We start from the raw sequence: 26842 nt of genomic DNA on the forward strand, positions 1-26842 counted from the left end.
TTCTACGTGAACTACAGTATCCTATAGCATCTTATGCATAAATTTTCTATTTTAAGAAAGATTTTTTTGCAACTGGCAATTTTAAGCGGATTTTGCAATGTTTGATACCTTAACAGAACGACTCACGCAGAGTTTAAGAAATGTTACTGGCTCAGGGCAGCTAACCGAAGACAATATTAAAGATACGTTACGTGAAGTACGTATGGCACTTCTTGAAGCCGATGTTGCGTTACCTGTAACTCGTGAATTCATCGCGAAAGTTAAGGAAGAAGCATTGGGTCAGGAAGTGATGACTCAGTTATCACCAGGCCAGGCATTCGTAAAAATCGTCCATGACGAACTGACAAAAATGATGGGCGAGGCCAATGAAAGCCTCGACCTGGCAGCAAAACCACCTGTGGTGATCCTGCTTGCAGGTTTGCAAGGTGCAGGTAAAACCACCACTGCTGCAAAACTTGCCCGTTTCTTACAAGAACGCCAAAAGAAAAAAGTAGCCATGGTGTCTGCAGACATTTATCGTCCAGCGGCAATCAAACAGCTCCAAACAGTTGCAGGCGAAGTAGGCGCGATTTTTCTGGAATCGAGTGCTGATGAAAACCCGATTACCATTGCCAATCGAGCAATTGAGCAAGCAAAAATTCAGTTTGCTGATGTTCTGATTGTCGATACCGCAGGTCGTTTACATGTCGATGATGACATGATGGACGAAATTAAAGCGCTTCATGCAGCTATTAAACCCACTGAAACCTTGTTCGTAGTCGATGCTATGACGGGTCAAGATGCGGCAAATACTGCAAAAGCCTTTAACGATGCTCTACCTTTAACCGGTGTGATCCTGACCAAAACCGATGGTGATGCACGCGGTGGTGCGGCGCTTTCTGTACGTGCAATTACCGGTAAACCAATCAAATTCTTGGGTATGGGTGAAAAGCTTGATGCCTTGGAGCCATTCCATCCTGAGCGTGTGGCACAGCGTATTTTGGGTATGGGTGACGTACTTTCTTTGGTCGAAGAACTTGAACGTAAAGTCGACAAAGAAAAAGCCGAAAAAATGGCGAAAAAGTTGCAAAAAGGCGGCAGCTTCAATTTTGAAGATATGCTGATGCAATTTGAACAAATGAACAAAATGGGTGGCATGATGGGCTTCTTGGACAAGTTGCCTGGCATGAGCAATGCAGGTATTCAAGATGCAATTGCGCAAGCAAACCCTGAAAAGCAAGTGAAAAAAATGGAAGCGATTATCCAGTCGATGACCATTAAAGAGCGCCGTAATCCAGACCTGATGAACCCGAGCCGTAAAAAACGTATCGCAGCAGGTTGTGGTATGGAAGTGGTTGAAGTCAATAAACTGATTAAACAACATGCGCAAATGGCGAAAATGATGAAGAAATTTGCCAATCCGTCAGGTATGGCAAAAATGATGAAATCATTGAGCGGTATGCAAAATAAATTAGGCGGTGGCGGCGGTATGGGACCATTGTTTGGTGGAAACGACAAGAAGTAAGATTGTACTTCTCATCGTAAAAAGGCGCTATATGCGCCTTTTTTATAGCTAAAATTATGCAATACAGAAAATACCCTATGAGAATAACTCTGCATATTTAATCCTAAACGGAATAACAAAAGCGCTAATTAAACGCTAGGCATAAGGCTAAATTAACCAAGTCAAAAATATAAGAAGAAAACATGGCCTAGCTAAAGAAAGTTTATCTGAATTAGATGGTTTTATCCGACAGGCAAAATTAGACGTGGTCATTTTGCAAAAAAACAGATTACGATCCGTTTTTACTATTTTCCTGCAATAATCTTTATGTGTCACCGCCTAAAGTAGTCCTGCTCGGGCATTTTATTAATGCCTAAATGCAAGAGCTGAATCATGCTGAACAATTTATGCCAAGTGAGGATTTTGATGAATTTAGACAAGTTTGCAGTGTAACGAAAATTTTTCTACGGCATTGATAGAGTTGGGATTTATTTTAAACCTTAAAGGGAGGATTGAGTTACAGGGGAAGAAGTACTTTCTGAGTGGACATTTTTATAAAAAGACCAACAATTAAATCACTCAATTCAGACTAAGCTTATTGCACACCAAAACAGCTCAAGCAGATGGAACAAGAATAATGGCTCAAGTGAACGTGATACATGGTTATACCGCCAGCCCAGAAGAAAACTGGTATCCCTGGATCCAGCAAAATGCAGATCAGCAGCATTACAGTTTAAAAGTATTGCGTTTGGATCCTTCACCGAGACCGGAGCTATCAGGGTGGGAATCACAAATAAATGAGCAAATAGGAAGTCTGGATGAAAATAGTATTGTGATTGCGCATAGTTTAGGAACTGTCGCGGCATTACATTATTTATCCAAAAATTTAACCCATCAGCGTATTAAACAGTTGGTTTTAGTTGCCGGTTTTAATGGTCGTTTAGGGCGCTTAGAAGAAGTCTATCCTTTTATTGATGCAGCCCAGATTGATTTTGAATTGCTTAGACGCCAGATTGAACATCGTGTGGTGATCTATTCGGAAGGCGATGAGCATGTTCCGCCAAAATTCAGTATTGAGCAGGCCAAAAGTCTAGATACAGAGCTGATTTCTGCCCAATGGCAGGGACACTTTATTGATTCTGAAGGTTGTACGGAACTGCCTGAAGTTTGGCAGGTTATACAACCCTATTTAATTCGACTAGATCAGGCTTCAGCCAAGGAATAAATATAATTCTGCAGACCTTTGAGTAACAGGTCCGGCTCAATTATGGGTTGATACTGTACAAGATATTTGGCAAATAATGGTGCATCACCGCCAGTCAGAATCAATTGACTTGGGTATTTATCCAGTACCTTTTCAATGGTACTCACCAAGCTTAACAAAATACCGTGATGCACCGCATCAATAGTATTTCGACCTGGGCTAAGCTCATCGAAGGTAGCATCGGGAATTTTAATGCCTTTGGTATTTTGAATTAAAGAATCCCGCTGTAAATACAGGTTCGGCAGAATATAACCCCCCAAGTGTTGCATACCATCAGTCAGATCAATGGTTAAAGCAGTTCCGCAACTAATGACACAGTATTGTTGCTTTGGATCATGGACCACGGCCAGCATTTGTAACCAACGGTCTACACCGAACTTGCTGGTATCCTCATAGGCACAGCGTAACCCAGCATATTCAGCCTGCACTTTGGCAAAGGTCACCGGTACATCTAAAAATTTTAAAATTTTCTGGATACGTTCATTATTTTTCTTGTCCTGAACTGAAGACACGCCAACCTGGTGCAGATCTAGACTTTTAAAATGCTGAATTAAACCCAACAGCAGTTCCGCAGGGGATTGCAAATGCAATTCTGCAGCCTGTTCAATAATCTGATGATTCTCGGTAATCCAATATTTTAGACGAGTATTCCCAATATCTAGCCATAAATTCTTCATTGCATTTCTCTAAAGAGAGGTTTCTAGGCGACGTAAACGTCCTTGATAAAATTGTTTTAAGCCTTCACTGGTTTCAATATTGACTGCGCCATCATCCTGAATACCTAAGAAAATGCCTGAACATAGCCCTGAATGATGCTCAAACTCAACCGCCTGATTTTTAAAAGCAGCATAGTGATTAAAACGCGCAGCCAGGTTATAACAATGATGATCAAACCATTCACTGGCTTGCTGAATGGCCATATATAATTCTGCGATCAATTCAGTACGTGGAATTGCGATTAAGCCTAACTCGCGCAGTGAGGTGGCATGCTGGTCAATCTGTTCTTTCGGAATAGGCGCAAGATTAATACCGACCCCGACAATCACCTGATGCGGAGAAATGGGTTCAACCAGAATACCGCCCCATTTACCTTGTTTGCTAAATAGATCATTCGGCCATTTTACTTGCAGGTCCAAGTTCTTAAGACTTGGCATTTGTAAAATATTTAATGCAATTTCAAGGGCAAGCCGTCCATCAATGGCTGTTCGTGTATTTAGCAATGTGCTTAAATAGATGTTTCCTTCAGGGGAGACCCATTGTCGTTGGCGTTGTCCACGACCTTGAGTTTGTCTCAAACTACAGACTAAAACGCTATGAACGCCTTTGAGTGCAATTTCACGTACATCATCATTGGTTGAAGTCGTGACGGGTTTCAGTATTAAAACCTCAGGGAGCTGATGAGCTTCGCTGAGGATTTTTTGCAGTTGTCGAGTCTCTAAATCCATTTAAATCTAAGAAATAGTTGGAATGTGAAGAATGGAGTTAATCATATATTTATTGATTGGTGCAATGGCTGGTTTTGCCGCTGGACTATTTGGTGTCGGTGGTGGCCTGATTATTGTGCCAATTTTGTATATTGTGTTCACGCAGCTACATTATGATCCTTCGGTGATTATGCATTTGGCCATTGGTACATCATTGGCAACCATTATTGTGACTTCAATTAGCTCTGTCTCAGCGCATCATAAACGCGGTGCAGTGATGTGGGATGTATTTCGCAATTTAGCACCGGGGCTGGCTTTAGGGTCATTTTTAGGTGCCGGTGTTGCTGACTATATGTCAGGTCAGGGCTTGCAGTTGCTGATTGGATTCTTTGCAGTTTGGGTTGCATACGGTATGTTTACCGGTGCAAGTCGGCCTGTTGATCCTTCGCATCATTTGCCTTCTAAAGCATTGCAACTGCTTGCAGGTGGAGGCATCGGGATTGCATCGGCTATTTTTGGTATCGGTGGTGGCAGTCTTACGGTACCGTATTTAATCCGTCATGGTGTGGTCATTCAAAAAGCTGTAGCAACTTCAGCAGCAGGAGGCTTGCCTATTGCAATTGCCGGGGCATTAGGCTTTATGTGGTTTGGCTCGGATACCTCGGTTGAAGTACCGCATAGTATTGGTTATGTGCATATTTATGCCTTCATTGGCATTAGTGTAATGAGCTTTATTACTGCAAAACTTGGGGCAAAAGTGGCACATAAATTATCACCCGCCATGCTGAAAAGATGTTTTGCCTGCCTTTTAACTGTGGTTGGTTTATATTTTATATATCAAGGGTTTTCGACCTATTTTTAATTTTAAATAAGAGAAAAATAGAATGAAAAGGTGTGTTACAGTTCAAATGTTCAGACCTTTTTATATTGGCTTTAAAGACGAATAAATTGTCTGACAATGTCATTTGTTAAATTCATAAAATGAAGTAAAAATAACAAGGTCAATATAAACGTGTGAAATTTTTTCGATTGCATCTTATAAAAACAACATAGGACGAGTATGCAAGAACAGGAAAAGGACAGTTTGTCCGAACAAATTGCAAAGCATATTAGTGAGCAAATTATTCGTGGCGAATTGGTTGAAGGTGAACGCATTCAAGAGTTGCGAATCTCGGCTGAACTCGATGTCAGTCGTGGTTCCGTGCGCGAAGCATTATTGCTGTTGCAACGCACCCACCTGATTGAAATTTACCCACGCCGTGGTGCAATTGTGTCAGAAATGTCTGCACAACAAGTTCGTGCTTTATTTGATATGAGCGCTTTGCTATTGGGACAAATTATTCATCGGGTGGCGGAAACTTGGCGCACTCATGAAGCCGAAAGAATTCAGGCCTTATTGGATCAATTGCATCAAGAGACACGTCAGGGGAATACTGAAAAATTCTACGATTTAATCTTTCAAGGCATGGCGCGCCAGCATGAAATGGTGAGTAATCCTTATTTGATGAAGTTCTATAAAGAGCTGTTGCCCTCAATGCGTCGCAGTTATTTTTTAACCTTAAATATTTCTCGTCGTGAGCTAGAGGAATCATTTGAACTATTTAAGTTAGTGACTGATGCAGTTTTGATCCGAAAATCACAACAAGCTACTTTATTTATGGATGATTTTTGTCGACACTTGCGCAACCTTGTGTTGGAATCTCTGACACGGATGAAACAAATCGAACTTGCATGGGCAAGACGTTCACGACGTTGATCAGGACATTATGCGTTTAAGCAGCTTAAAACTTTCCGGCTTTAAATCTTTTGCCGATAGTACCACTTTACATTTCAAGGCGAATCGTACCGCTGTGGTTGGGCCAAACGGTTGTGGTAAATCCAATGTAATTGATGCCATTCGCTGGGTGATGGGAGAATCCAGTGCACGCCAGCTTCGGGGTGGCAGCATGCAGGACGTCATTTTTACCGGTACTGCCAAACGTAAACCAGTTGGGGTAGCAAGTGTAGAACTGCGCTTTGATAATACCTATGGCAAGCTCGGTGGTGCATACAATGCCTATAATGAATTGGCGGTACGTCGTCAGGTCAACCGCGATGGCAAGTCTGAATATTTTTTAAATGGCAGCAAGTGCCGTCGTCGTGATATTACCGATATTTTCTTAGGGACAGGACTCGGTCCACGTTCTTATGCGGTGATCGAACAGGGCATGATTAATCGTTTAATTGATGCCAAACCTGAAGAAATGCGGGTGTTTATTGAAGAAGCTGCCGGCGTTTCACGTTATCAGGCGCGTCGTCGCGAAACATTATTGCATCTAGATCACACCACGCAGAATTTATCGCGCCTTGAAGATATTGCATCGGAACTCAAGTCACAGCTGAAAACCCTGAAACGTCAATCGGAATCCGCAGTTCAATATAAAGAACTCGAAACCCAGATTCGTACCATTAAAGTTGAAGTGTTGTCTTTTCAATGCGAACAAAGCAGCCGATTACAGCAAGAATATACTCTTCAGATGAATGAATTGGGCGAAACATTTAAATTGGTTCGTTCAGAACTGACTACTTTGGAACATGATTTAACGGCGACCAGTGAACTGTTTCAACGACTGATTCAGCAGTCCACCCCATTGCAAAATGAGTGGCAACAGGCCGAGAAAAAATGCTCTGAATTGAAAATGACACTGGAACAGAAACAGTCTTTGTTGCAGCAAAATACTTCTACTTTAACCCAGCTCGAACAACAAAAATTACAGACCAAAGAACGGTTACAGCTGATTGAACTACAAATCGAAACTTTGCAATCGCAACATCAACAGCAGAGCGAGCAATTACAGCAGCAAGAAAGTCAGGGACAAGACCAAGGCCAAAATCTGGGTGATTTAAAAGCGCAGCAACAACAGGTGCAGCAACAGTTTGAAGGAGTTAAGCTACAGGTAGAAAAACAGCAACAGCAAAAAATGCAGATGCTGGCGCAAAGTGAGCAATTAGCTAAAAATATTGCCCGAATCGAACAGCAAAAGCATAATCTGCAACAGCAAACAGCACAGCTTCAACACCAAGATCAGCAAGATGATATTGCACAACTTGAAAGTGAAAAAGTTCAACTTAGCCAGCAAATTGAACAGTTAGAACAAGCCATTCAAACGCAGAAAAAATCATTAGAGTCAGTGCAAGCGGAGTATGCGCAGCAGAAAAATGATGTTTCGAATTTGAAATCTGCCATTCAGGTGTTGCAATCGGAACAGAAAAACCTGAATCAATTGCTGATTAAGAACAGTCCGAAAGTTCAGAATGATGCTGTGCAGTTGATGCAGGTCTTAAAATTAAAAGATCTGGCCAAAGCGCATGCCAATTTAATTGAAAAATTTTTGGCGAAATGGCTCTCTGCACACATCATTGATACCGAGGCTGGTTTTGGTGAGAGTATTGCCCGTCAGTTGAAAAGCAATAGTTCGCAAGATCAGATTCAGATCGCTGGTTTGTCTTGCTTGGCTGACTGGATTGAATCGCCACAACATTCCATTTGGCAGCAAGTGGCAGTTGCAGACAATCTAACTCAAGCCTTGTCTTTACAAAGCCAATTAGGCATGGGGCAGTCCATCTTAAGTTTGGATGGCTATCATGTGGGTGCGGATTGGGTAATTGGCCTGTTTTATGATGAGGCAAGCCAAGCCGGACAAGGGGCACTCAGCCATCGTATCCGTTTAGATGAAATTGAAACTGCACTGGCACAGCAGCTACCTCAGCTTGAAACTGCGGAACAGCAATTGCCAGCTGTGTTACAACAGATTCAAAACCTGCAAAAAAAAATTCAGGACCAGCAAGGCCAGTTAAAGCAACAGCAAAAGGCGTTGCAGCAAATGGATGTCAATATTGCCAAAGTACAAAGCACGGCTCAGGCATTTTCAGTCCAAAAGCAGCAATTGCAAAATCAGTTACAACAACTGGATGAGCAGCTGGAAGAAGATGCTATGCAAAAAGATGATCTGGAAATTGATTTGCATGCGTTGAATTTGAAACTTGAGCAGGCTTTACCGAATTATAAAACCCTGCAATTTCAGGTTGAGGGGCTGACCGAACAGCTGGAAAATACCCAGCACGCGTGGCAGCAAGCTCAACAAGAGTTGGAGTTGCTGCGTCGTCAAGTTACGCAAACCCAGCAGCAGATAGAATTACTGGAAAAAGATGCATCATTCTTAAAAGCACAATATCAGCAGATTATTGTGCAAATGGAACAGGCGAAAAGATTTGTCGATCCGGTACAGCTAGAACTGCCGGCATTAGAGTCGCAATTTAATCAACAATCTCAAGTCACCGAGAAGTTGCAGAAAACCTGGAATGAGTGGCAAGTTGAACTGAATAACATTCAGGAAAAACAGCAAAGCCTGACTGAGCAGCGCCATCAGCAGCAACAGCAGGATGAAAAATTACGTGGTCAACTGGAACAAAAACGTCTGGCTTGGCAAGTCGCTAAATCCGATTTTCAACATTATTCAGAACAACTCCATGCTTTGAATAGTCAAGTGATTAGCGGTTTAAATATTGATATCGTTTCACATCAACAACAGCTGGAAAAAGCCCAGCAACGCTTTGAAAAACTGGGTGCGGTCAATTTAGCCGCTTCCGAAGAATATGAGGAAGTATCCAAGCGCTTTGAAAAGCTGAGTCATCAAATTGAGGACCTGAAAAAAACGGTTGATCAATTACAAGGCGCCATGAAAAGTATTGATCAGGAAACCCGAAAGCTGTTTATGACCACCTTCGATCAGGTCAATCTTGAGCTGCAAAACTTGTTCCCGAAAGTATTTAATGGCGGAGAAGCGAGTTTAAGCCTTGAAGATGACTGGCAATCGGGTGTAAAACTAATGGCTCGACCACCGGGTAAACGTAATAGCTCTTTAGCACTGTTATCGGGTGGTGAAAAAGCATTAACAGCATTGGCATTGGTATTTGCCATCTTCCGTTTAAATCCGGCACCGTTTTGTGTTCTGGATGAGGTGGATGCTCCTTTGGATGATGCAAACGTGGGTCGGTTTTGTAATTTGGTAAAAGAACTTTCTGAACAAGTCCAATTCATTTACATTACCCATAATAAAGTTGCAATGACGATGGCAACCGATTTGTTAGGTGTTACCATGCCAGAAGCCGGTACATCAAAATTAGTCACTGTCGATTTGGAACAGGCAAAAGAATACGGTTTAGTCGCGGAGTCATAATATGGAAATCACCACCGTCGTTGGTATAGTTATCGCCGTTATCATTATGTTATTCGGTTTAAGAATACTGCTAAAAAAACCTGCTGATGCAGCACCATCATTAGATTCAGAACTTCATGTCGACACAGATAGCCAGAAACCGGTGATTCCTCGCCATGTCCGTGATCAATTACAAAGTACCAATGAGCCATCAAGTATAGAACGTGTTGAACCGACTTTGACAGAACCCGCTGTTGAGCTTGCTCAAGGTTCACATAAGACAGAAGCAAATAAGACAGAAGGAAAAACTGAGAAGGCTGAAGTTCAGACACCAGTCGCTGCTGCGACAGAAAACACGGATCAGGTCGAATTAAGAGCAGATTCAGTGGTCAAAATGGATGATGCTGCATTAGACCTTACAAAAGATAAGGCGAGTCAAGCTGACAAAACTGCAGCCAAAGATTCAGAAGAACTCAGCCTGAACGGAACAATTGAAAAAGCTGAAATTTCAGAGTTTGAGGATGAAAGCAGTATTCTGGATGAACATTTACATGAGCAGCAACGTGTTGATGAAGAAAGTGCTTTATCAACAGCGGTTGATTTTATTGCGTTAAATGTTTACCCAGAACGCCGCATTCTGTCAGGTGAAAAAACCTTAAAAGTATTGCTGAAGTATGGTTTGCGTTTTGGTGAAATGGCGTGTTTTCATCGCTACAGTCAAGACGATAGCAAATTACTCTTTTCAGTTTTACAAATTACCGATGAAGGCGCAGCTGGCTTTGACCTTGAAACCTTATCGACTGAACAGGTGAAAGGTTTAGCATTCTTCTTGGCCTTGCCACATAGTGATGTTCAAAATGCCTTTGATACAATGGACAGTCTTTCACGTCTGATTGCACGTGAAATTGATGGCACCGTTTATGATCAGAACAATCAGGAATTTACGCCACAGTTGCGTGAGCAATGGCGCCATCAGGCAATTGACTATCGTTCAAAACAAAATGCAGAAGTTTAGTTTGAAACTGGACGACGCGATTTCTATAATGGCGAGTAGATAAAATTTTTTAAGGGCGGAAATAAACCGCCCTTTTTTATGGTGTAGAAATGACTCAAGATTCAACTATCAAAGCGCAAATGCGTCAATTGATTCAAATTTTAGCCAAGCATAATCATGCCTATTATGTGATGGATGAACCAAGTATTGAAGATAGTGAATATGATCAACTCTTTCACCAGCTTAAAACCTTAGAAGAGCAATATCCTGAATATATACAAGCCGATACACCGACCAATAAAGTGGGAGGAAAGGCACTCACTAAATTTGCAAGCGTGACCCATGCAGTGCCCATGCTGTCATTGGGCAATGTGTTTAATCAAGAAGACCTGTATGCTTTTGCACGCCGTGTAGAGGAGCGTTTACCTAATCAGAAAATTGAATATGATGTTGAATTGAAGTTTGATGGCTTGGCCATTTCCCTCTGGTATGAACATGGTATTTTGGTTCGTGGCGTAACGCGTGGTGATGGTGAAACGGGTGAAGATATTACCCATAATGTCAGAACCATTCGTAACTTGCCTAAAGTACTTTCACCTGTTCAAGGTTCAGTTCCCGTGCTACTAGAGGTTCGTGGTGAAGTCCTGATGCCAAAAGCCGGCTTTGAGAAACTCAATGCGGAAAATGAAGCCAAAGGTGAAAAGACCTTTGCCAACCCGCGTAATGCTGCGGCAGGTAGTTTACGTCAGCTTGACCCAAATATTGCCGCATCACGTCCTTTGGCCTTTTATGCCTATGGAATTGCGCAGTGTGAACCGCATCATGGTCAAACCACCATGTCTGCCAGTCTGGAATGGCTCACTCAGTTTGGCTTTGCGGTAGGGGAATGCCATTTTATTTGTGACAGCATTCAGGAAGTGCAGCAACGCTATGAAGAAATCAATGCGAAACGACCGAATTTGAGTGTCGAAATTGACGGCATGGTCATTAAAGTCGATAGCTTAAAACAGCAAAAACAATTGGGTTTTTTAAGTCGTGAACCACGTTGGGCAACGGCGTACAAATTTCCGGCGGTTGCCGCTTTAACCACGGTTGAAAATATTGACTGGCAAGTGGGGCGTACCGGTACTTTAACGCCTGTCGCGCGTTTGAATCCGGTTGCAGTGGGTGGGGTAACGGTATCGAATGTGACTCTGCATAATATTGGAGAAATCCATCGTTTAGATGTCCGCATTGGCGATACGGTCAGCGTGTACCGTAGTGGTGATGTAATTCCCAAGGTAGAAAAAGTCTGGCCGGAATTCCGCCCAGAGGATGCAGTTGAAGTTCATCTTCCAGAACAGTGTCCAATGTGTGAATCACCTGTGGTGATGCCGGAAGGTGAAGCACTGGCACGCTGTTCAGGTGGTTTATACTGTGCTGCACAGCGTATTGAAGCGATTCGTCACTTTGTTTCGCGTAAGGCCATGGATATTGAAGGTCTGGGTGAGCGTTGGGTGGAATGTTTATTACACCTCGATTTATTGAAAAATGTGGCTGATATTTATTGCCTGCATGAACATCGGGAACAGTTACTCACCATTGAAAAAATGGGCGAAAAGTCTGTTCAGAACCTGTTTGATGCGATTGAAAATAGCAAGAAAACCACGCTTGCTTCATTCATTTATGCACTTGGAATTCGCGGTGTCGGTGAAACAACAGCGCGGATGCTTGCCAATACGTTTCAAACTTTTGATGCTCTTAAAGCCGCTGATCTTGAAGCCTTAAAGAAAACCCCAGATGTCGGTGATATTACCGCTGAATGGATTATCGATTTTTTCCAAGCCGAACATAATCTGGAAGTAGTGAACCGTTTGCTTGAAGCAGGAATTCACTGGGATGCACCCATTGCACCAACACGTCAGCCACTTAATGGTGAGAGCTGGGTGGTCACTGGTACGCTAAGCAGTATGGGACGTGATGACGCGACACATTTACTGCAAGCTTTAGGTGCGCGTGTCAGCGGCAGCGTGTCGAGTAAAACCAAATGCGTGGTTGCAGGTGAGAAAGCGGGTTCTAAACTTGAAAAAGCTGAAAAGCTGGGCGTACGAGTGATGAATGAAACCGAATTTTTAAGCTTGATGGCTGAATACGGACAAATGTAAAGTTCAACTAAAAAGCCACCTTTGCGGTGGCTTTTTAGTTGGTGAGATTCAATATTTAAAGGTATTTCTTCACCACCCCATCATCGAGTAACTGCTGGAAATGCTCAATCAAGCTGGTTTCAATGTTACGGTATTGCATGCCGAGTTGTTGCTGGCTTTTATGGGCATTAAAATAGATCGGATAACCCATATTCAGTTCAACAAATGACTTGGAGAAACCTGCCAAAGGACCAAACAGTTTGAAAGCCGCTTTCGGGAGCTGGTTACGCGGGAAAGGGAACTTCGGGCCAAAGTTCTGACGTAAAATTTTCCCCATTTCCAATAAGCTTAAAGTACCCCCACTAATAATATAGCGACCTTCAGCATCAGGGTTAAATGCAGCTTGAACGTGTGCCTCTGCTACATCCCGGACATCGACAATACCATTCCACATAGGCGGTACGCCAAGTAAAGTCATGCCGTTGGCAAACTGCTGTAGAACTTCTACACTGCCTGATTGGGTAGTTGCGGTTAATGAGGGACCGAGAACCAGCGCCGGGTTAATACACACCAGATCCCAACGTTGTTGTGCTTTTTGCATCTCCCAGGCTTTACGTTCTGCCATGACTTTAGAATAAGAATAGGGCTGATGTGTTTTAGAACTGGTGGTATTCCAATGCGACTCATCAAACTCATTCTTTGCGGTGTGTTGAATATCTATGGCATCGCCATAAGCCGCAGCAATACTTGAGGTCACGATCACACGCTTCACTGAATCGGTTTTATTAACACTATTCAATACATTTTCAGTGCCTAAAATAGCAGGTTCAATAATATCTTTTACCGCATCTTTAAAGTTGTTCACTACAAAAGGCGATGCCATATGTAATACGATTTCACAGCCCTGCATGGCTTCATCAAATGAACTTGCTTCAAGTAGATTGGCTTTGAAAAGTTTAAGTGTGCCGGTGGTTTCAGCGGCAATTTTATCCAAATGTGCAAAGCTTGGTTTTTTATTCAGGTCGCGGACAGTAGCATGCACGGTATGACCTTGTTCCAATAAGTTTTTAATCACCCAACTGGCGATGTAGCCTGTAGCACCTGTTACAAGAATGGGAGCGCTGTGTTGTGGATTTGTCATGAGGTAAACCATTGTTGTTTTTAAATTTACATCTATCTTAGTGGTAAATCACGAGCTTGTCTTTGACTGATTGATGCTTACTTTAGCTAAACTTTGTACGTAGCCATACGGCTTTTATTATTAAATAAATACTGGACATGTATTTAATTTATTTAAACAAGAAGGGTATGCTGCTGAACGACAGTCTCGTAATACAGGTATCACGAAGTTCATGTCTTTTATTGGCTGATGAAATAAGAACCATTTGTACTCGTTACAAATCTTAAAAATATACTTTTACAGTTTAAATAAGCCTTGGGGAAATTGCTTCAATGGCGCAAAGGCTTATTTTTTATATGGAAAGTTTTGTTAAATTACTGCAAATGCGTATGTTTCTCATTTTAATTTTATAAAAATCATAAACTTACATAATTTTTATTTTGCATTCAAGGTTGGTTTTGTCCATAATGTTAGAAAAAGGGTATGGAGTAATTGAAATGCGTGGCAATCCAGAAGTCGTAGACTATCTAAATATGTTGATCGGTGGAGAACTGGCGGCTCGTGATCAATATCTTATTCATTCTCGTATGTATGAAGATTGGGGTTTAACCAAGATTTTTGAACGTATCGATCATGAAATGCAAGAAGAAGCATCACATGCCGATGCGCTTATTCGCCGTGTATTGTTTTTAGAAGGTACACCGAATATGAACCGTGATGACATCGAAACAGGAGAAGATGTGGTCACGTGTTTAAAAGCAGATTTAAAACTCGAATATCATGTGCGTGAAAAATTGGCGCAAGGTGTGAAACTTTGCGAAGAAAAAGGCGATTATGTGAGCCGTGAGATGCTTCGTCAGCAAATGTCTGATACTGAAGAAGATCATACCTACTGGTTGGAGAAGCAAATTCGTCTGATTGAGCTGATTGGTTTACAAAACTATATTCAATCACAAATGTAAGATTGCAGAGATAGATATAGAAAGCCTGACAAGAGTCGGGCTTTTTTCTATCTTAAATTTTTATTATTTGTGCCGCATCATATTAGACAACTTGCATAAGTCAAAAACGTTCAATACTGGATTTTGAAAATCGGCACTGCCTCATTTAATTGATTCAATTTTTATGCTTTTGCGTAGGCATTATCTCTATTTTTGAAAGATTAAAATGAGAACATCAAAATATATTTTGAGTTCGCAAGGAAAACCTTTTATTCCCCATGCACGACATCCTGAGTCAGTTTTAAGCACGGCTTTAAATGCAGCGCAAGGGATGGGGAACGTGTGGCATCCATGCCACATTCATGACTGTAATGCCTACTAAAATTTATTTTTAATTTTGGTTTTAAGAACGACTTATAGTAATTAAAAAATGATTTACGAAAGAAGTCTATTGTCTAGATTTTTAATATTTGAATAATCGAAGATCTATTTAGAAAACTTTTGAATATCTGCCAAGACTTGAGCAGCATGCGATTGTGTATCTACGCTATTATAGTGATAAACAATGGTTCCTTTGGGATCAATCAAAAAGCTTTCCCGCTTGGCTATTTTAGTAATGCCCAGATTTCGGACAATCCCGAATTGATCTGCCAATTGATGATTATTGTCTGCCAAAATGGGAAAAGGTAAACCCAATTTCTCTGAAAATTTTTGATGAGACTTCACATCATCCAGACTGACGCCTAATACCACAGCATTGCTTTTTAAAAATTGCGGATACAGTGCCTTGAATTGATTGGCTTCTTGGGTACAACCGGGTGAATTATCTTTAGGATAGAAATATAGAACGATCCATTTGCCTTTATATTGGCTTAGTGAATGCCATTTGCTGTTTTGATCCTGTAATTTAAAAGCGGGAGCCGATTTTCCAACCCATTGTTTTTGAGATGTTTCAGACTTTGAAAAAATGGAACTTTCAGCAGATGCAAGCTGAGAAAAACTTAAGCTTCCACTCATACAGAGCAGAGTGATTATGCATATTTTAGAAAGGTTCATAACATTCTTTTTGTTGTGATATCTCTAAATACTAACAAAATTATATTGATATGAGGTACATGATTTTTGATGGATTTTGTGCAGTTTAAAAACAATGAAATTTTATATACTGTAGTCAGTCAGAGCACGGATTTAAGGATTAACATTGCAGCAACGTATTTTACTCATCACAGGCTGGGGGGGTGGCACCAAATTGCTTAATCCTTTGGAACAGGCATTACAACAACAAGGCCATCAAGTTGAGTTGATCAATATCTTTAATGCCTTGGATGAGCAGATAGTGCAACAACAGGTTGAACTGGCTAAACAGTTTGATGTGATAGTAGGTTGGTCTTTAGGTGGACAATTGGCCGCTTTGCTGGTGGATCAAATTGAACAACAATATACACAACAAAAAGTCCTTATTACCCTCGCTTCTAATCCTCGTTTTGTGGCCCACGACTCATGGCAAACTGCAATGGATCAACTCACCTTTCAGCAGTTTCAACAGTCCTTTGAACAGGATGCCATTGCGACATTAAAGAAATTTGGCTATATGGTCTGTCAGGGGGTGAAAAGTACCAAGGCAGATTTCATCACTTTGCAAAGTTTAATTCAGCCGCAGCAAATTCAGCTATTAAAGCAAGGTTTAAATTTATTGGAGAAATTAAATGTTGTAGATATATTAAAAAAATATCCAGGGAATCAATATCATTTGCTTGCACAGCAGGATGCTTTGGTTAGCTGCAAAGTTACGGAAAATCTTCAAAATTTCAATGCAAAATTTTTAGAAGCGGATCTGATGGCTGGTTCACATGGCTTCCCTATATTTAATGTAGAAGAAACAACTGACAAAATCTGCCATTATTTAAAGAAAATAAAACAAACAGCTTAAGAAATGGCTTATATCGCAATTCCTTTTTATTCGGTGTCAGTTTAAGATCTGAAAATTAGAATTTTTATGCATTGTTAGAGGTAAGGATGACCGAGTTAACTGATCTGGAATTTGATCTTGAACATATTTGGCATCCTTATACCTCCATGACGCAACCATTGCCGACATTTAAAGTGAAACAGGCTTATGGTGCAATCATTGAACTGGAAGATGGACGACAACTGATTGATGGGATGTCGTCTTGGTGGTGTGCCATTCATGGTTATAACCATCCTGAGCTGAATCAGGCAGTAACGGATCAATTGCAAAAGATGTCGCATATCATGTTTGGTGGATTTACCCATGATCCCGCAATTGAATTGGGAAAATTACTCTTAAAAATCACCCCGCCAAGTTTGGATAAAATTTTTTATGCCGATTCAGGGTCGGTCGCTGTTGAAGTGGCGCTGAAAATGGCTGTGCAATACTGGTCTGCAAAAGATGGCTCTGCACAAGGTCAGACTCAAAAGACCAATTTCGTGACCCCGCGTTCTGGCTATCACGGCGATACCTGGAATGCGATGTCGGTCTGTGATCCAGTTACTGGCATGCATCAGATTTTTGGTTCCAGTCTACCGAATCGTTTCTTTGTTCCGGCTCCACAAGTGGGTTTTTATGATGAATGGAATCAGGACGATATTGCTGAACTGGAAAAAACTTTAGCTGAACATCATCAAACCATTGCCGGTTTAATCCTTGAACCGATTGTGCAGGGTGCAGGCGGGATGCGGTTTTATCATCCTGAATATTTACGTCAAGCCAAATTGCTCTGTGAAAAGTACCAGGTGCTGTTAATTTTTGATGAAATTGCCACGGGTTTTGGGCGTACCGGCAAGCTATTTGCATGGGAACATGCACAAGTTGAACCGGATATTATGTGCATTGGCAAAGGTTTAACTGGCGGTTATATGACGCTCTCGGCAACCTTAACGACAAAGCAGGTTGCGGAAACCATTAGTCAAGGTGAGGCGGGGGTGTTTATGCATGGTCCAACCTTTATGGCCAATCCACTGGCATGTGCTGTCGCGTTGAAAAGTACTGAAGTTTTATTGGCACAAGATTGGCAAGCGAATATTCAGCGTATTGAAAAACAATTAGATCAGCATTTACAGCCTCTGTCACAACTTGACTATGTACAGGATGTGCGGATATTGGGTGCTATTGGCGTGGTTGAGCTAAGCTTTAATGTCGATATGAAAACCTTGCAACAACAGTTTGTTAAGCGCGGTATCTGGATACGTCCATTTGGTAAACTGGTATATGTGATGCCACCGTACGTAATTAGTGAGCAAGAGCTGAATACTTTGCTAGAGCAATTGGTTGATGTGGTTGAGCAGATGCAAAAGGTTTCAGCATGAACCTGTTGAATGACTATGCAGCAAAGCTGGATGAATTAAAGCAACAGGGCAATCTGCGCCAATTTACTTCCAATGTTCAGCATGGTCGTATGATCGAAATTAAGAATCAGAAGATGCTCAATCTCTCATCTAATGATTATTTAGGTTTGGCCTCTGACTTGAGTTTACGTAAACAATTTTTTGATGAAACACCAAATGAGCTGCGGATCATGAGTTCATCATCTTCACGTTTGCTGACCGGTAATTTTTCTGAATATGAGCAGCTAGAGGCTAGCTTAAGTCAGGCTTTTCATGGCCGCGCTGCACTGTTGTTTAACAGTGGCTATCACATGAATATCGGGATTTTACCTGCACTGAGTGACAATAAAACCCTTATCTTGGCTGATAAACTGGTACATGCCAGCATGATTGATGGTATTCGTTTATCTACGGCCAAATATGTGCGTTATCGTCATAATGACCTCCAGCATTTAACCCAGCTTTTGCAAACTTACCATGCAGATGAAGCTTTTGATCGCATTATTGTGGTGACTGAATCTATTTTTAGTATGGATGGTGATGAAACAGATTTAGCTGAACTGGTTCGGATTAAAAAGCAATTTGCTAAAGTCATGCTGTATGTCGATGAAGCACATGCCATTGGGGTACGAGGAGAGCAAGGCTTAGGGTGTGCTGAACAATATGGCGTCATTGATGATATTGATTTGCTGGTGGGGACATTTGGTAAAGCGCTTGCATCCGTTGGAGGCTATTTGATTTGTCATCCCATCATCCGTGAATATTTGATTAATTCAATGCGACCGCTGATTTTCAGTACTGCGCAGCCACCGATCTGTATGGCGTGGACTGATTTTATTTTTCAAAAAGTTTTAACTTTAAAAAATGAGCGCCAGCATTTAAACAATATCAGTCAGTCCCTACAGCAAGCGGTTTTAAGTAAAGGTTTTGCTTGTCCGTCTACCTCACATATTGTGCCGGTGATTATCGGGGAATCACAAAAAACCGTAGATAAAGCAATGCAGTTACAGCAGGCCGGTTTTTATATCATGCCGGTTCGACCACCGACTGTACCCAAGCATAGTTCAAGATTACGTATTTCACTGACTACACAAGTGAGCCAAACTGATCTCGATCAGCTTGTGACATTGTTGTGAGTTTGCAAGGTGAATATTGATAAATTACAAGTCGCGCAGCGCTTTGAAAAAGCAGCGCAAAGCTATACTCAACATGCGGTAGTGCAAAAACAGATTTGCCAAGATTTAATTCGGTTGATGCAAGAACATTTATCCAAAAAAAGTTTAGATTGTGTTTTTGAAATTGGCTGTGGTTCGGGAAATTTAAGTCATTTGCTGATGCAGCATTTTGCAATCAAACAACTGTTTTTAAATGACCTGTATCCTGAAGTTCAGCAGCATTTTCAAGCAAAAGAAAATTTGCAATGGCTGATTGGTGATGTAGAACAACTGAATTTTCCACAAACACTTGATCTGATTACTTCCAGTTCAGCTTTGCAATGGATTGCTGATCTGGATGCCGTTTTTAAAAAATGTTCTGAAGCTTTAACGCAGCAAGGCTATTTGTGTTTTTCGACTTTTGGTCAGCAGAATTTAAAAGAGATTAAGGCATTGACTGGACAGGGTTTGGGTTATCTAGGTATTGAATCTATTCAGCAAAAGTTGCTGCAGCAGGATTTTGAAATTTTGCATCTTTCAGAAGGTATGGAAACATTAACTTTTTCACATCCTAAAGAAGTACTGCAACACTTAAAAGCCACAGGCGTTACTGCAACCGCATCGCAGCATCGCTGGACCAAACAGTCGTTACAACAGTTTTATCAAGATTATCTGCAATTTTCAGAGCTTGATCAGCGTGGTCAACGTCATTATCAGCTGAGTTATCATCCTATTTATTGCATTGCACGGAGCAAGCCATGACCGCAGCGGTTTATTTTATTAGTGGTATTGATACCGGTATTGGCAAGACCTATACCACGGGTTATCTGGCAAAGTTATGGAATGAGCAGGGCAAAAAAACCATTACCCAAAAGCTGATCCAAACCGGCAATACCGATATTTCTGAAGATATCGAACGGCACCGTGAAATTATGCAGATGGGCTGGTTTCCTGAAGATGAAACTAAACTCACCATGCCGGAAATTTTTACTTATCCCGCATCACCACATTTGGCGACTAAAATTGATGGTCGTGAAATTGATTTTCAGAAAATTGAAGATGCCACTCAGCAACTGGCGAATAAATATGAAGTGGTTTTGCTGGAAGGTGCAGGTGGCTTGATGGTGCCTTTAACCACAGAATTACTGACGATTGATTATGTAGCAAGAAAGAAATTTCCTGTAATTTTGGTCAGTTCGGGGCGTTTGGGCAGTATTAACCATACTTTACTGAGCTTGGAGGCTTTGAAAAGCCGTGGCTTGGAACTTTACGCTTTGGCCTATAACCTAAATGACGAATCACAAGATGAGCTTATTTCTAAAGATAGCTCAGAATATTTAAAAGCATATTTGGCGGAAAATTTTCCACATGCACAATGGATCGATATACCCGTTTTACCGTCCTTTTAATCCTTTTTCATGCAAAGCGGAAATAGGAAATAATGGAAGCCATAAAAAACCACTCGAATGAGTGGTTTTTTTACTTTAGAAATTAAAATTTCTTAAAGCCTTTATTGATGCCGAATGGTTTGCGTGGTGCATTTTCATCACGGCGTTCACGTTGGCCATAAGTCACTTGGTTACCAAAGTTTTCCGGGCGACGTTCGCGCTGTGTAGATGTATTGGTATTAGTGTCTTGGCGAGTTTCACGCTGCACATATGTACCTTGACTATTGTCTTGACGACGTTGACCAGAGCCATTTGGGTTTTCACGACGTTCGCGGTTGAAAGCTGGCTTTTGAACGTCTTCTTCGTTATCACGACGTTGCTGACGTAAATAACCACCACGACGTGCAGCCATTGGTTTTTCCTGCATACGTTCGTTACGACGTTTTGCCATACCGAACAAGCCCGTACCTTGACGTGGCTTTAACTCAACCGATTTGGTCAAGTTGTCGATGTCGCCTTTATCAAGCTCCATCCAGCGACCTGTACGAAGTTCGCGAGGTAAAATCACAGTGCCATAACGGGTACGAAGCAAGCGGCTAACTTTAAGACCTTGAGATTCGAAAATACGACGAACTTCGCGGTTACGACCTTCTTTTACCACTACTTGATACCAGCGGTTAATCCCTTCGCCACCAATTTCAGAGAATGATTCAAATTTTGCCGGACCGTCATCCAGAACAACGCCATTGGTCATATTGTTTTTAAGTTGTGGTGTTACTTCACCCATCACACGCACGGCATATTCACGTTCAATTTCGTTTGAAGGGTGCATTAGGCGATTCGCCAACTCACCATCATTCGTGAACAATAAAAGACCAGTCGAGTTAATATCCAGACGGCCGACCATTACCCAGCGGTCACCTGGAATTGCTGGAAGCTGTTCGAATACGGTCGGACGTGATTCAGGGTCATTGCGTGAACAAATTTCACCTTCTGGTTTGTAGTAAATCAGAACACGACGACGAATTTCGTCTTCAATCTGAAATTGGACTTTACGACCATCGATGCGAAGCTCATCACCTGGTTCAATACGTTCACCCACTTGGGCAACACGTCCGTTGATACTTACACGACCAGCGGCAATGACTTCTTCCATATAACGGCGAGAACCCAAACCAACGCGTGCAAGCACCTTTTGTAATTTTTCACTCATGACAGCATAACCTTAGAAATTATCATCAACAGTTCACCTATCTATGACTTCGGTGCGTGAGCATCGAGGGCCATAAAAGCTTCCTTGGCATCCTGGAGGGGAGGCAATTGACCTAAAGACGCCAGGCCAAAAGCATTTAAAAATTGTGGCGTTGTAACTAACAACGCGGGTTTTCCCGGTAGCTCTCTAAAACCGGACTCTTTAATCCAGTTCCAGTCAAACAACGATCTCAGTATCTGACTATTATTTGAAACTCCACGAATTTGTTCAATATCTGCTCGGGTTACTGGTTGATGGTAAGCAATCACAGCAAGGGTTTCGAGCATGGTTGGCGATAAGCGAGTTGGTCGCTCTGGCCAAACTTGGGTAATGATATTGCGATATTTAGCACGAACCTGAAAACGGAAACCTTGTGCTGTTTCCACCAGTTCGATCGATCTGCCATGTTGTAGCATAGCAAGTTGTTGCAAGAATTGACGCAATTCTTGTTTAGAATATAGATTCTGGAACGCTTCTTTTAAACGTGCAAGTGAAACTGCTGCTTCACTTGCAAAAATAATTGCTTCCAGTTGCATCAAAACTTCATGTTGGTTATCAGCAACAGATAAAGGAGAGGCTTGATGATCAATCATGCGAGTACTCCTTGAATCGCAAGTGGCGCTTCAATACCGGTTGCAATAATATTCACTTTTTGTTGGCGGGTCAGTTCTAAAATGGCCATAAAGGTGACCACCATCCCCATACGTCCCTGACTCGGCTTCAATAAGGCTTGAAAATTTAGAATTTCACCGGATCTTAAACGATTTTCAATAAAGGCAATCCGTTCTTCAAGCAATACTGGTTCTTGTAAAATTTGATGGGTCAGCGGTTCGGGACGATTAAACACGCAAAATAAAGCATCACGTAAAAGACCAATATCATAGCCTTCATTATTCTGTGCAATTTGACCTAAACTAACATTGGTGGGGAAGGTGTCACGGTCTAAAACGGGCATTTGCCCCAAGCGTTCGGCCGCCTGTTTTACCCGTAAATAAGTTTCCAGACGATCAATCAGTTGTTGTTTTGGATCTTTTTCAATCACAATGGATGTATTTGCTTTGGGTAACAGCAAGCGTGATTTAAGATCGGCCAATAAAGCCGCCATCACCATGTAGTCAGCAGTTAATTCAATATTGAGTGACTTCATTGCATCCATATACGACAAATACTGGGCTGCAATTGGTGCAATATCTAGTTGTAATAAGTCAAAACCGCTTTTTTGAATCAGATAAATCAGGAAGTCGAGTGGTCCTTCGAAATGCTCTAAAAGAATTTCAAATGCTGCGGGAGGAATATATAAATCCTCTGGAATAGATTCTTGCCACTCACCCAAAACACGGATGGGTGAAGCTTGCTCCATAGGATTATGGATCGGTTGATTCATTACAGTTATAGGCCACGCGAATTTTCAAAGGCATGAAGATGCTATTTCAGATCAGCTTTCAGGATAGGTGCTGTGTGAAGAGAAAAAGCACATAATTAATCTGCGTAGTCTAAAGGAAAATGGCCTTCAAATAAATTACAAAAGCTAACAAATGACAAAAAAACCTAAAATAAATAGGGATTTTTTATTGAAGGGAAAACCATGTAGTTGATGTCGTTGTTAAATATGTATTTTTTATGGGTATCAAACAAATCTTTGCGCAATATAACTGTAACACAGACGATGTGATCATCTAGGGGGAATTATCAAAAAGTACAAGAAAATGAATAGAGTCAAATTATCGGTATAGCTGTATCCAATCCTTCAGCAGTGGAGTTTTTAGCAAAAAATCTCTATGGAAACAGTGTCACATTACATGATTTGTCTGTGACTACACTCAATGAAGCACATTTTCAGCAAATGTGGCAATGTATAAATACAGAAGTAACTTGCAGTTGTTGGAACGATTTATTTTACTCAGGCCTTAAAGTTGAAGATGAATTACCCATCGCTTTAGACAGTTGTTTTGACTTTAAGGGAAGCACCCATTATTTAATTAAAGTTAATGATACGGTGGCGGTATGGGTGAGGTTAATTAATCAATATCCTACGGATCAGGTTATAGATCTGGCTAATATTTTTTCACCTTTAATAAAACAGTCCACTGCCTCGACTGAAGCGATCTATTTATGATTGAAAGCATATTTTGAGCAAGGTTTTGCCAGGTTGAGTGAAAATATGATGTATTGAATCAATCGTCAAAATATGTGGCTGTAAGGTTTGGATTTCAGTATAAAGAAACCTTTCGTTAACACCTTATAGCCAAAAGCCAAAAACGCGATTCTGCTTGGTTTTCAATATTAGATGAAGAATGGATCAATCTTCAAAAAGCTTATCAGAATGATTTCGAGCCAGATAATCTTGATGCAGAGGAAGAGCAGAAAAAAGTGTTTAACTAACTTACAAACTGAATAAGAAAAATAACATAACAATAGGTTTTGTCATTAAGGAAAATAAAAAAGAGTGATACGGTTGGCATAATAATAATTTTTTGATAATTATAAGCAGGCTGAGGATGAATATTAAATTTGTGATTACAGGCACATTTATCATTGCAGTGTTATTTGGAGGGATTGAACTGTATTGGAAGCATAAGTTTCAGCAGCAAGTGCGTGAGACATTAAAAAATATCCGTATGGATGATACGATGCGCCAGCAAATGAAGAGTACAGGATTACCGATCGATGATGGGGATATCTTAAATCACTATCCCAATATTATTACTTATATGTATTTGACAGAATTTAATGGTAAACAAGTTCCGGATCCTATAAAAAACAGTGTCAATCAGCTAGGCTGTTCAATTCTGGAGAAGTTAAAAGGACAGAAACCGGATATGGTAGATGCTTATTTAACGGTCTATAAAGACGATAACGTGACGGCGACTTATATTATTCAGAATAAATTTAGACAAGAAATTTATCAGACCAAGCAAACCCTTACTGAATGTCCAAATTTCAATCAAGCTGTATAAACCAATGCAATCACATTTACAGAGACATCGGAATATCGCCCGTCTCTGAGAAAACGTTGACATACAATAAAAAATGGAAGAGTGGCGCTTGATTTATTCTGTATTCAAGGATGCAGAATAAAGCGCTTACTCGAAAGCGCTTACATCTCCGACCCCACGACGGATCACTTCCGGATGCTCGCCGGATAAATCAACAATGCTGGTGGTATTTAAGATTCCTAGACCCCCATCCACAAACACATCAATCCGTTTGCCGAGTTCCATTTCAATATCATACGGATCATCTAAAGGCTCTGTGTGATTGGGAAGAATTAGCGTACTGGTTAACAGGGGTTCGTCCAATTCTTTCAATAACATTCGACAAATTGGATTACTGGGAATACGCAGTCCAATGGTTTTCTTTTTTGGATGCATTAGTCGTTTAGGGACTTCACTGGTTGCAGGTAAGATAAAGGTGGTTACAGCAGGGGTATTATTTTTCAGCAACCGATACATGGCATTGTCTACCTTGGCATAGGTGGCAATATCGGATAAATCACAACATAGAATGGCATATTGATGCTTTGGCCCTAAGCCACGTATTTGTGCAATACGCTCCATGGCATTTTTATTACCGATTTGACAGCCAATTGCATATGCGGCATCGGTCGGGTAGACCACCACATCGCCCGCACGAATACGTTCTACCGCCTGCGTGATTAAACGGGGTTGAGGATTATCAGGATGTACTCTTAAATGAAGCATATTTATTCTCTCCCGATTTATTTTTAGACATTATCTGTTGATTTTACAAAGTCTTGCAATCATGCTTTGATGAGTTTATGTAATTCAGTCCAGAGTTTCGCGTTGAAACTCATCACTTTGTAATGTTTTGCCACTTCGCGTACAGGCACAGATACACTGAATAAAGCGTGCTGCATCGCGGGGAAGTTTGGCTTCACCGTTAAAATATTGATGAACTTGGGCATAAACATTGTCTTTAAAAGTTGTGCCATCACCGCCATCACCAGTTAAATTATCTAAAGATACGCGGAATTTTCGACCGAAAGCTTGAGAGAATAACCATTCAATGGCTTGCGGTTTAATTTCGACCTGCTCAAATAACGCTTGTTGCTCAGCACTTCGGCCATCCGGGGCATACCAATAGCCCAAATCTGCCATTAAGCGTCTTTGGTCGCCCGCAATGCTCCAGTGGCTGATCTCGTGTAACGCACTATTAAAGAAACCATGGGCAAACTGAATGCGGGCAGGGAGGTCTTTATCCGCTGGAAAATATTCAGGTTCAAAATCACCACGAACAAGCGTCACATTTAGGTGGGAAAACCAGTGATTAAAGTGTAGTATAAGCCAATCTACTTGTTGAACTTCTGTTTGCAAATTAGCCCACGGTGAGAGTTGCACATGGTCTAAAAAAACCGCAGAATCTGAGGTTGAATGAGTGGTGAACCGTAATGAAGTAGTGACTTCAGGTTGCGGCTGCAACTGATGCATGACTTGTATTACCCAAATGATCTGTCTAAATAAGTACAAAATTGTATCTTAATCTTTGACAGAGTACCCATGAATTTGTAGAATTGCCGCCTTAATTATGTCAGCAAATACCTTTCCGGCACAGATTGAGCCGTTTAAATGGGCTGAACAAGGCTTTACATGGTCAGGTACCCTGCCATTGTCTCGCTTTGTTCGTATTTCCCGTGAAGCTGTTGGATCAATTGATCATCAATTGATTAACATAGACTGTAAGCTATCAATGGATGCGTATCATCGTATCGTATGGTTAGATGGTCATGTTGAAACGAAAGTTCCAATGGAATGTCAGCGTTGTCTGAATACCGTTGAAATTCCTCTCGTTTCAGACTTTCATTTAGCGCTTGTGGATGATGAATCACTGATAGAGCGCTTGGATGAGGATGCTGATTTCATCGTCCTAGGTGAGAGTGAAGCAACGACCAAAGGTAGCTTTGATGCACCTGCGACTGCTGATTTACTCGCACTGATAGAAGATGAATTGTTATTGTTGATGCCTTTGTCTCCTAGACATGACGTTTGTGAGCATAAGCATCAACCTGCTGCTGATGACATTGCCGAAGAAAAACGGGATAATCCGTTTGGTGTTTTGGCAGGTTTGAAGGGCAAACTTAACTAATTTTTGTGTTATACTTTAAAGTATAAGACAACTGAATTTGTTCTGATCCATTT

The 26842-nt window shown here is 41.2% G+C and carries 25 protein-coding genes and 1 pseudogene; 17 read left to right on the forward strand and 9 right to left on the reverse strand.

Annotated features, from left to right (window positions below; all coding sequences use genetic code 11):
• Positions 1–97: 97 nt before the first annotated feature.
• Both ffh and AC3CAU_RS12965 read left to right on the forward strand, forming a co-directional pair.
• Positions 98–1504: a signal recognition particle protein gene (ffh, locus tag AC3CAU_RS12960; RefSeq protein WP_131214265.1), complete on the forward strand. Its 1407-nt coding sequence runs from the start codon at positions 98–100 to the stop codon at positions 1502–1504.
• Between the two features lie 616 nt (positions 1505–2120).
• Positions 2121–2708, forward strand: coding sequence for an RBBP9/YdeN family alpha/beta hydrolase (locus tag AC3CAU_RS12965; RefSeq protein ID WP_447053577.1), 588 nt, complete (start codon positions 2121–2123; stop codon positions 2706–2708).
• Here AC3CAU_RS12965 and AC3CAU_RS12970 read toward each other — a convergent pair.
• Both AC3CAU_RS12970 and AC3CAU_RS12975 read right to left on the reverse strand, forming a co-directional pair.
• Positions 2687–3424: a type III pantothenate kinase gene (locus AC3CAU_RS12970; protein WP_447053576.1), complete on the reverse strand. Its 738-nt coding sequence runs from the start codon at positions 3422–3424 to the stop codon at positions 2687–2689. The genes AC3CAU_RS12965 and AC3CAU_RS12970 overlap by 22 nt on opposite strands.
• A 9-nt stretch (positions 3425–3433) precedes the next feature.
• Positions 3434–4192 carry a biotin--[acetyl-CoA-carboxylase] ligase gene (locus AC3CAU_RS12975; protein ID WP_447053575.1) on the reverse strand — a complete coding sequence of 253 codons (759 nt, stop codon included), beginning with the start codon at positions 4190–4192 and terminating at the stop codon, positions 3434–3436.
• A 31-nt stretch (positions 4193–4223) separates the two neighbouring features.
• On the opposite strand from AC3CAU_RS12975, the gene AC3CAU_RS12980 reads away from it, so the two are divergent.
• The 5 genes from AC3CAU_RS12980 (at position 4224) to ligA (ending at position 12507) form a co-directional block, all read left to right on the forward strand.
• Complete coding sequence (locus tag AC3CAU_RS12980; protein ID WP_447053573.1) at positions 4224–5033, forward strand: sulfite exporter TauE/SafE family protein; 810 nt, start codon at positions 4224–4226, stop codon at positions 5031–5033.
• Positions 5034–5231: 198 nt separating this feature from the next.
• Complete coding sequence (locus tag AC3CAU_RS12985) at positions 5232–5927, forward strand: GntR family transcriptional regulator (protein WP_447053572.1); 696 nt, start codon at positions 5232–5234, stop codon at positions 5925–5927.
• A 10-nt stretch (positions 5928–5937) separates the two neighbouring features.
• Entirely contained in the window at positions 5938–9390 is a 3453-nt protein-coding gene (gene smc / locus AC3CAU_RS12990) for a chromosome segregation protein SMC (protein WP_447054337.1), read from the forward strand.
• 1 nt (position 9391) lies between these two features.
• Positions 9392–10384, forward strand: a complete 993-nt coding sequence (locus AC3CAU_RS12995; RefSeq protein WP_447053571.1) for a cell division protein ZipA C-terminal FtsZ-binding domain-containing protein — start codon at positions 9392–9394, stop codon at positions 10382–10384.
• Between the two features lie 89 nt (positions 10385–10473).
• Positions 10474–12507 carry an NAD-dependent DNA ligase LigA gene (gene ligA / locus AC3CAU_RS13000; RefSeq protein ID WP_447053570.1) on the forward strand — a complete coding sequence of 678 codons (2034 nt, stop codon included), beginning with the start codon at positions 10474–10476 and terminating at the stop codon, positions 12505–12507.
• Between the two features lie 55 nt (positions 12508–12562).
• Here ligA and AC3CAU_RS13005 read toward each other — a convergent pair whose 3' ends face one another.
• Positions 12563–13627, reverse strand: coding sequence for an SDR family oxidoreductase (locus AC3CAU_RS13005; RefSeq protein ID WP_447053569.1), 1065 nt, complete (start codon positions 13625–13627; stop codon positions 12563–12565).
• Positions 13628–14103: 476 nt separating this feature from the next.
• Here AC3CAU_RS13005 and ftn point away from each other — a divergent pair, with 476 nt between their 5' ends.
• Positions 14104–14568, forward strand: a complete 465-nt coding sequence (gene ftn / locus AC3CAU_RS13010; protein WP_131214256.1) for a heteropolymeric bacterioferritin subunit Ftn — start codon at positions 14104–14106, stop codon at positions 14566–14568.
• 205 nt (positions 14569–14773) lie between these two features.
• A complete protein-coding gene (locus AC3CAU_RS13015) occupies positions 14774–14929 on the forward strand; it encodes a hypothetical protein (protein ID WP_447053568.1) in 156 nt (51 codons plus the stop codon).
• Positions 14930–15033: 104 nt separating this feature from the next.
• On the opposite strand, the gene AC3CAU_RS13020 is transcribed toward AC3CAU_RS13015, so the two are convergent.
• Positions 15034–15564 carry a peroxiredoxin gene (locus AC3CAU_RS13020; RefSeq protein ID WP_424621596.1) on the reverse strand — a complete coding sequence of 177 codons (531 nt, stop codon included), beginning with the start codon at positions 15562–15564 and terminating at the stop codon, positions 15034–15036.
• 184 nt (positions 15565–15748) lie between these two features.
• Here AC3CAU_RS13020 and AC3CAU_RS13025 point away from each other — a divergent pair, with 184 nt between their 5' ends.
• From AC3CAU_RS13025 to bioD, 5 genes are all read left to right on the forward strand, one after another.
• The gene (locus AC3CAU_RS13025; RefSeq protein ID WP_424621598.1) at positions 15749–16477 is read left to right on the forward strand and encodes a YqiA/YcfP family alpha/beta fold hydrolase; all 729 of its coding nucleotides are present in this window, start codon (positions 15749–15751) and stop codon (positions 16475–16477) included.
• Between the two features lie 86 nt (positions 16478–16563).
• Positions 16564–17874, forward strand: a complete 1311-nt coding sequence (gene bioA / locus AC3CAU_RS13030; protein WP_447053567.1) for an adenosylmethionine--8-amino-7-oxononanoate transaminase — start codon at positions 16564–16566, stop codon at positions 17872–17874.
• Positions 17871–19028: an 8-amino-7-oxononanoate synthase gene (locus AC3CAU_RS13035; protein WP_447053566.1), complete on the forward strand. Its 1158-nt coding sequence runs from the start codon at positions 17871–17873 to the stop codon at positions 19026–19028. Before bioA ends, AC3CAU_RS13035 begins: the two co-directional genes overlap by 4 nt.
• A 9-nt stretch (positions 19029–19037) precedes the next feature.
• Positions 19038–19808, forward strand: a complete 771-nt coding sequence (bioC, locus tag AC3CAU_RS13040) for a malonyl-ACP O-methyltransferase BioC (RefSeq protein ID WP_447053565.1) — start codon at positions 19038–19040, stop codon at positions 19806–19808.
• Entirely contained in the window at positions 19805–20455 is a 651-nt protein-coding gene (gene bioD / locus AC3CAU_RS13045) for a dethiobiotin synthase (protein WP_447053564.1), read from the forward strand. Before bioC ends, bioD begins: the two co-directional genes overlap by 4 nt.
• 339 nt (positions 20456–20794) lie before the next feature.
• On the opposite strand, the pseudogene rluB reads toward bioD, so the two are convergent.
• The 3 genes and pseudogenes from rluB to AC3CAU_RS13060 all read right to left on the reverse strand — a co-directional run.
• Positions 20795–21647, reverse strand: a pseudogene (gene rluB / locus AC3CAU_RS13050) (23S rRNA pseudouridine(2605) synthase RluB); the annotation flags it as partial.
• A 41-nt stretch (positions 21648–21688) separates the two neighbouring features.
• Complete coding sequence (gene scpB / locus AC3CAU_RS13055; protein WP_131214248.1) at positions 21689–22279, reverse strand: SMC-Scp complex subunit ScpB; 591 nt, start codon at positions 22277–22279, stop codon at positions 21689–21691.
• Positions 22276–23070 (reverse strand): segregation and condensation protein A, encoded by a 795-nt coding sequence (locus AC3CAU_RS13060; protein ID WP_447053563.1) that lies wholly within the window; start codon positions 23068–23070, stop codon positions 22276–22278. The genes scpB and AC3CAU_RS13060 overlap by 4 nt, the downstream gene beginning before the upstream one ends.
• Before the next feature lie 426 nt (positions 23071–23496).
• Between AC3CAU_RS13060 and AC3CAU_RS13065 the strand changes: the two genes are divergently transcribed.
• Together AC3CAU_RS13065 and AC3CAU_RS13070 are read left to right on the forward strand one after the other, a co-directional pair.
• A complete protein-coding gene (locus AC3CAU_RS13065; protein ID WP_447053562.1) occupies positions 23497–23802 on the forward strand; it encodes a hypothetical protein in 306 nt (101 codons plus the stop codon).
• A gap of 382 nt (positions 23803–24184) precedes the next feature.
• On the forward strand, positions 24185–24643 hold the full coding sequence (locus tag AC3CAU_RS13070; protein ID WP_131214245.1) for a hypothetical protein: 459 nt from the start codon (positions 24185–24187) through the stop codon (positions 24641–24643).
• A gap of 126 nt (positions 24644–24769) precedes the next feature.
• Here the strand turns inward: AC3CAU_RS13070 and AC3CAU_RS13075 are convergent, their stop codons facing one another.
• Together AC3CAU_RS13075 and AC3CAU_RS13080 are read right to left on the reverse strand one after the other, a co-directional pair.
• Positions 24770–25387 carry an L-threonylcarbamoyladenylate synthase gene (locus tag AC3CAU_RS13075; protein ID WP_424620131.1) on the reverse strand — a complete coding sequence of 206 codons (618 nt, stop codon included), beginning with the start codon at positions 25385–25387 and terminating at the stop codon, positions 24770–24772.
• A gap of 84 nt (positions 25388–25471) precedes the next feature.
• Positions 25472–26134 (reverse strand): elongation factor P hydroxylase, encoded by a 663-nt coding sequence (locus AC3CAU_RS13080; RefSeq protein ID WP_424620133.1) that lies wholly within the window; start codon positions 26132–26134, stop codon positions 25472–25474.
• Positions 26135–26231: 97 nt separating this feature from the next.
• Here AC3CAU_RS13080 and AC3CAU_RS13085 point away from each other — a divergent pair, with 97 nt between their 5' ends.
• Positions 26232–26789: a YceD family protein gene (locus tag AC3CAU_RS13085; RefSeq protein WP_425918098.1), complete on the forward strand. Its 558-nt coding sequence runs from the start codon at positions 26232–26234 to the stop codon at positions 26787–26789.
• Positions 26790–26842: the final 53 nt, after the last annotated feature.

This window comes from Acinetobacter sp. GG23 (genome assembly GCF_057766365.1).

Bases quoted from the DNA above. Each gene is read 5' to 3' on its own strand.
- ffh (WP_131214265.1), top strand. From the start codon at position 98: ATGTTTGATACCTTAACAGAACGACTCACGCAGAGTTTAAGAAATGTT.
- AC3CAU_RS12965 (WP_447053577.1), top strand. From the start codon at position 2,121: ATGGCTCAAGTGAACGTGATACATGGTTATACCGCCAGCCCAGAAGAA.
- AC3CAU_RS12970 (WP_447053576.1), bottom strand. From the start codon at position 3,424: ATGAAGAATTTATGGCTAGATATTGGGAATACTCGTCTAAAATATTGG.
- AC3CAU_RS12975 (WP_447053575.1), bottom strand. From the start codon at position 4,192: ATGGATTTAGAGACTCGACAACTGCAAAAAATCCTCAGCGAAGCTCAT.
- AC3CAU_RS12980 (WP_447053573.1), top strand. From the start codon at position 4,224: ATGGAGTTAATCATATATTTATTGATTGGTGCAATGGCTGGTTTTGCC.
- AC3CAU_RS12985 (WP_447053572.1), top strand. From the start codon at position 5,232: ATGCAAGAACAGGAAAAGGACAGTTTGTCCGAACAAATTGCAAAGCAT.
- smc (WP_447054337.1), top strand. From the start codon at position 5,938: ATGCGTTTAAGCAGCTTAAAACTTTCCGGCTTTAAATCTTTTGCCGAT.
- AC3CAU_RS12995 (WP_447053571.1), top strand. From the start codon at position 9,392: ATGGAAATCACCACCGTCGTTGGTATAGTTATCGCCGTTATCATTATG.
- ligA (WP_447053570.1), top strand. From the start codon at position 10,474: ATGACTCAAGATTCAACTATCAAAGCGCAAATGCGTCAATTGATTCAA.
- AC3CAU_RS13005 (WP_447053569.1), bottom strand. From the start codon at position 13,627: ATGACAAATCCACAACACAGCGCTCCCATTCTTGTAACAGGTGCTACA.
- ftn (WP_131214256.1), top strand. From the start codon at position 14,104: ATGCGTGGCAATCCAGAAGTCGTAGACTATCTAAATATGTTGATCGGT.
- AC3CAU_RS13015 (WP_447053568.1), top strand. From the start codon at position 14,774: ATGAGAACATCAAAATATATTTTGAGTTCGCAAGGAAAACCTTTTATT.
- AC3CAU_RS13020 (WP_424621596.1), bottom strand. From the start codon at position 15,564: ATGAGTGGAAGCTTAAGTTTTTCTCAGCTTGCATCTGCTGAAAGTTCC.
- bioA (WP_447053567.1), top strand. From the start codon at position 16,564: ATGACCGAGTTAACTGATCTGGAATTTGATCTTGAACATATTTGGCAT.
- AC3CAU_RS13035 (WP_447053566.1), top strand. From the start codon at position 17,871: ATGAACCTGTTGAATGACTATGCAGCAAAGCTGGATGAATTAAAGCAA.
- bioD (WP_447053564.1), top strand. From the start codon at position 19,805: ATGACCGCAGCGGTTTATTTTATTAGTGGTATTGATACCGGTATTGGC.
- scpB (WP_131214248.1), bottom strand. From the start codon at position 22,279: ATGATTGATCATCAAGCCTCTCCTTTATCTGTTGCTGATAACCAACAT.
- AC3CAU_RS13060 (WP_447053563.1), bottom strand. From the start codon at position 23,070: ATGAATCAACCGATCCATAATCCTATGGAGCAAGCTTCACCCATCCGT.
- AC3CAU_RS13070 (WP_131214245.1), top strand. From the start codon at position 24,185: ATGAATATTAAATTTGTGATTACAGGCACATTTATCATTGCAGTGTTA.
- AC3CAU_RS13075 (WP_424620131.1), bottom strand. From the start codon at position 25,387: ATGCTTCATTTAAGAGTACATCCTGATAATCCTCAACCCCGTTTAATC.
- AC3CAU_RS13080 (WP_424620133.1), bottom strand. From the start codon at position 26,134: ATGCATCAGTTGCAGCCGCAACCTGAAGTCACTACTTCATTACGGTTC.
- AC3CAU_RS13085 (WP_425918098.1), top strand. From the start codon at position 26,232: ATGTCAGCAAATACCTTTCCGGCACAGATTGAGCCGTTTAAATGGGCT.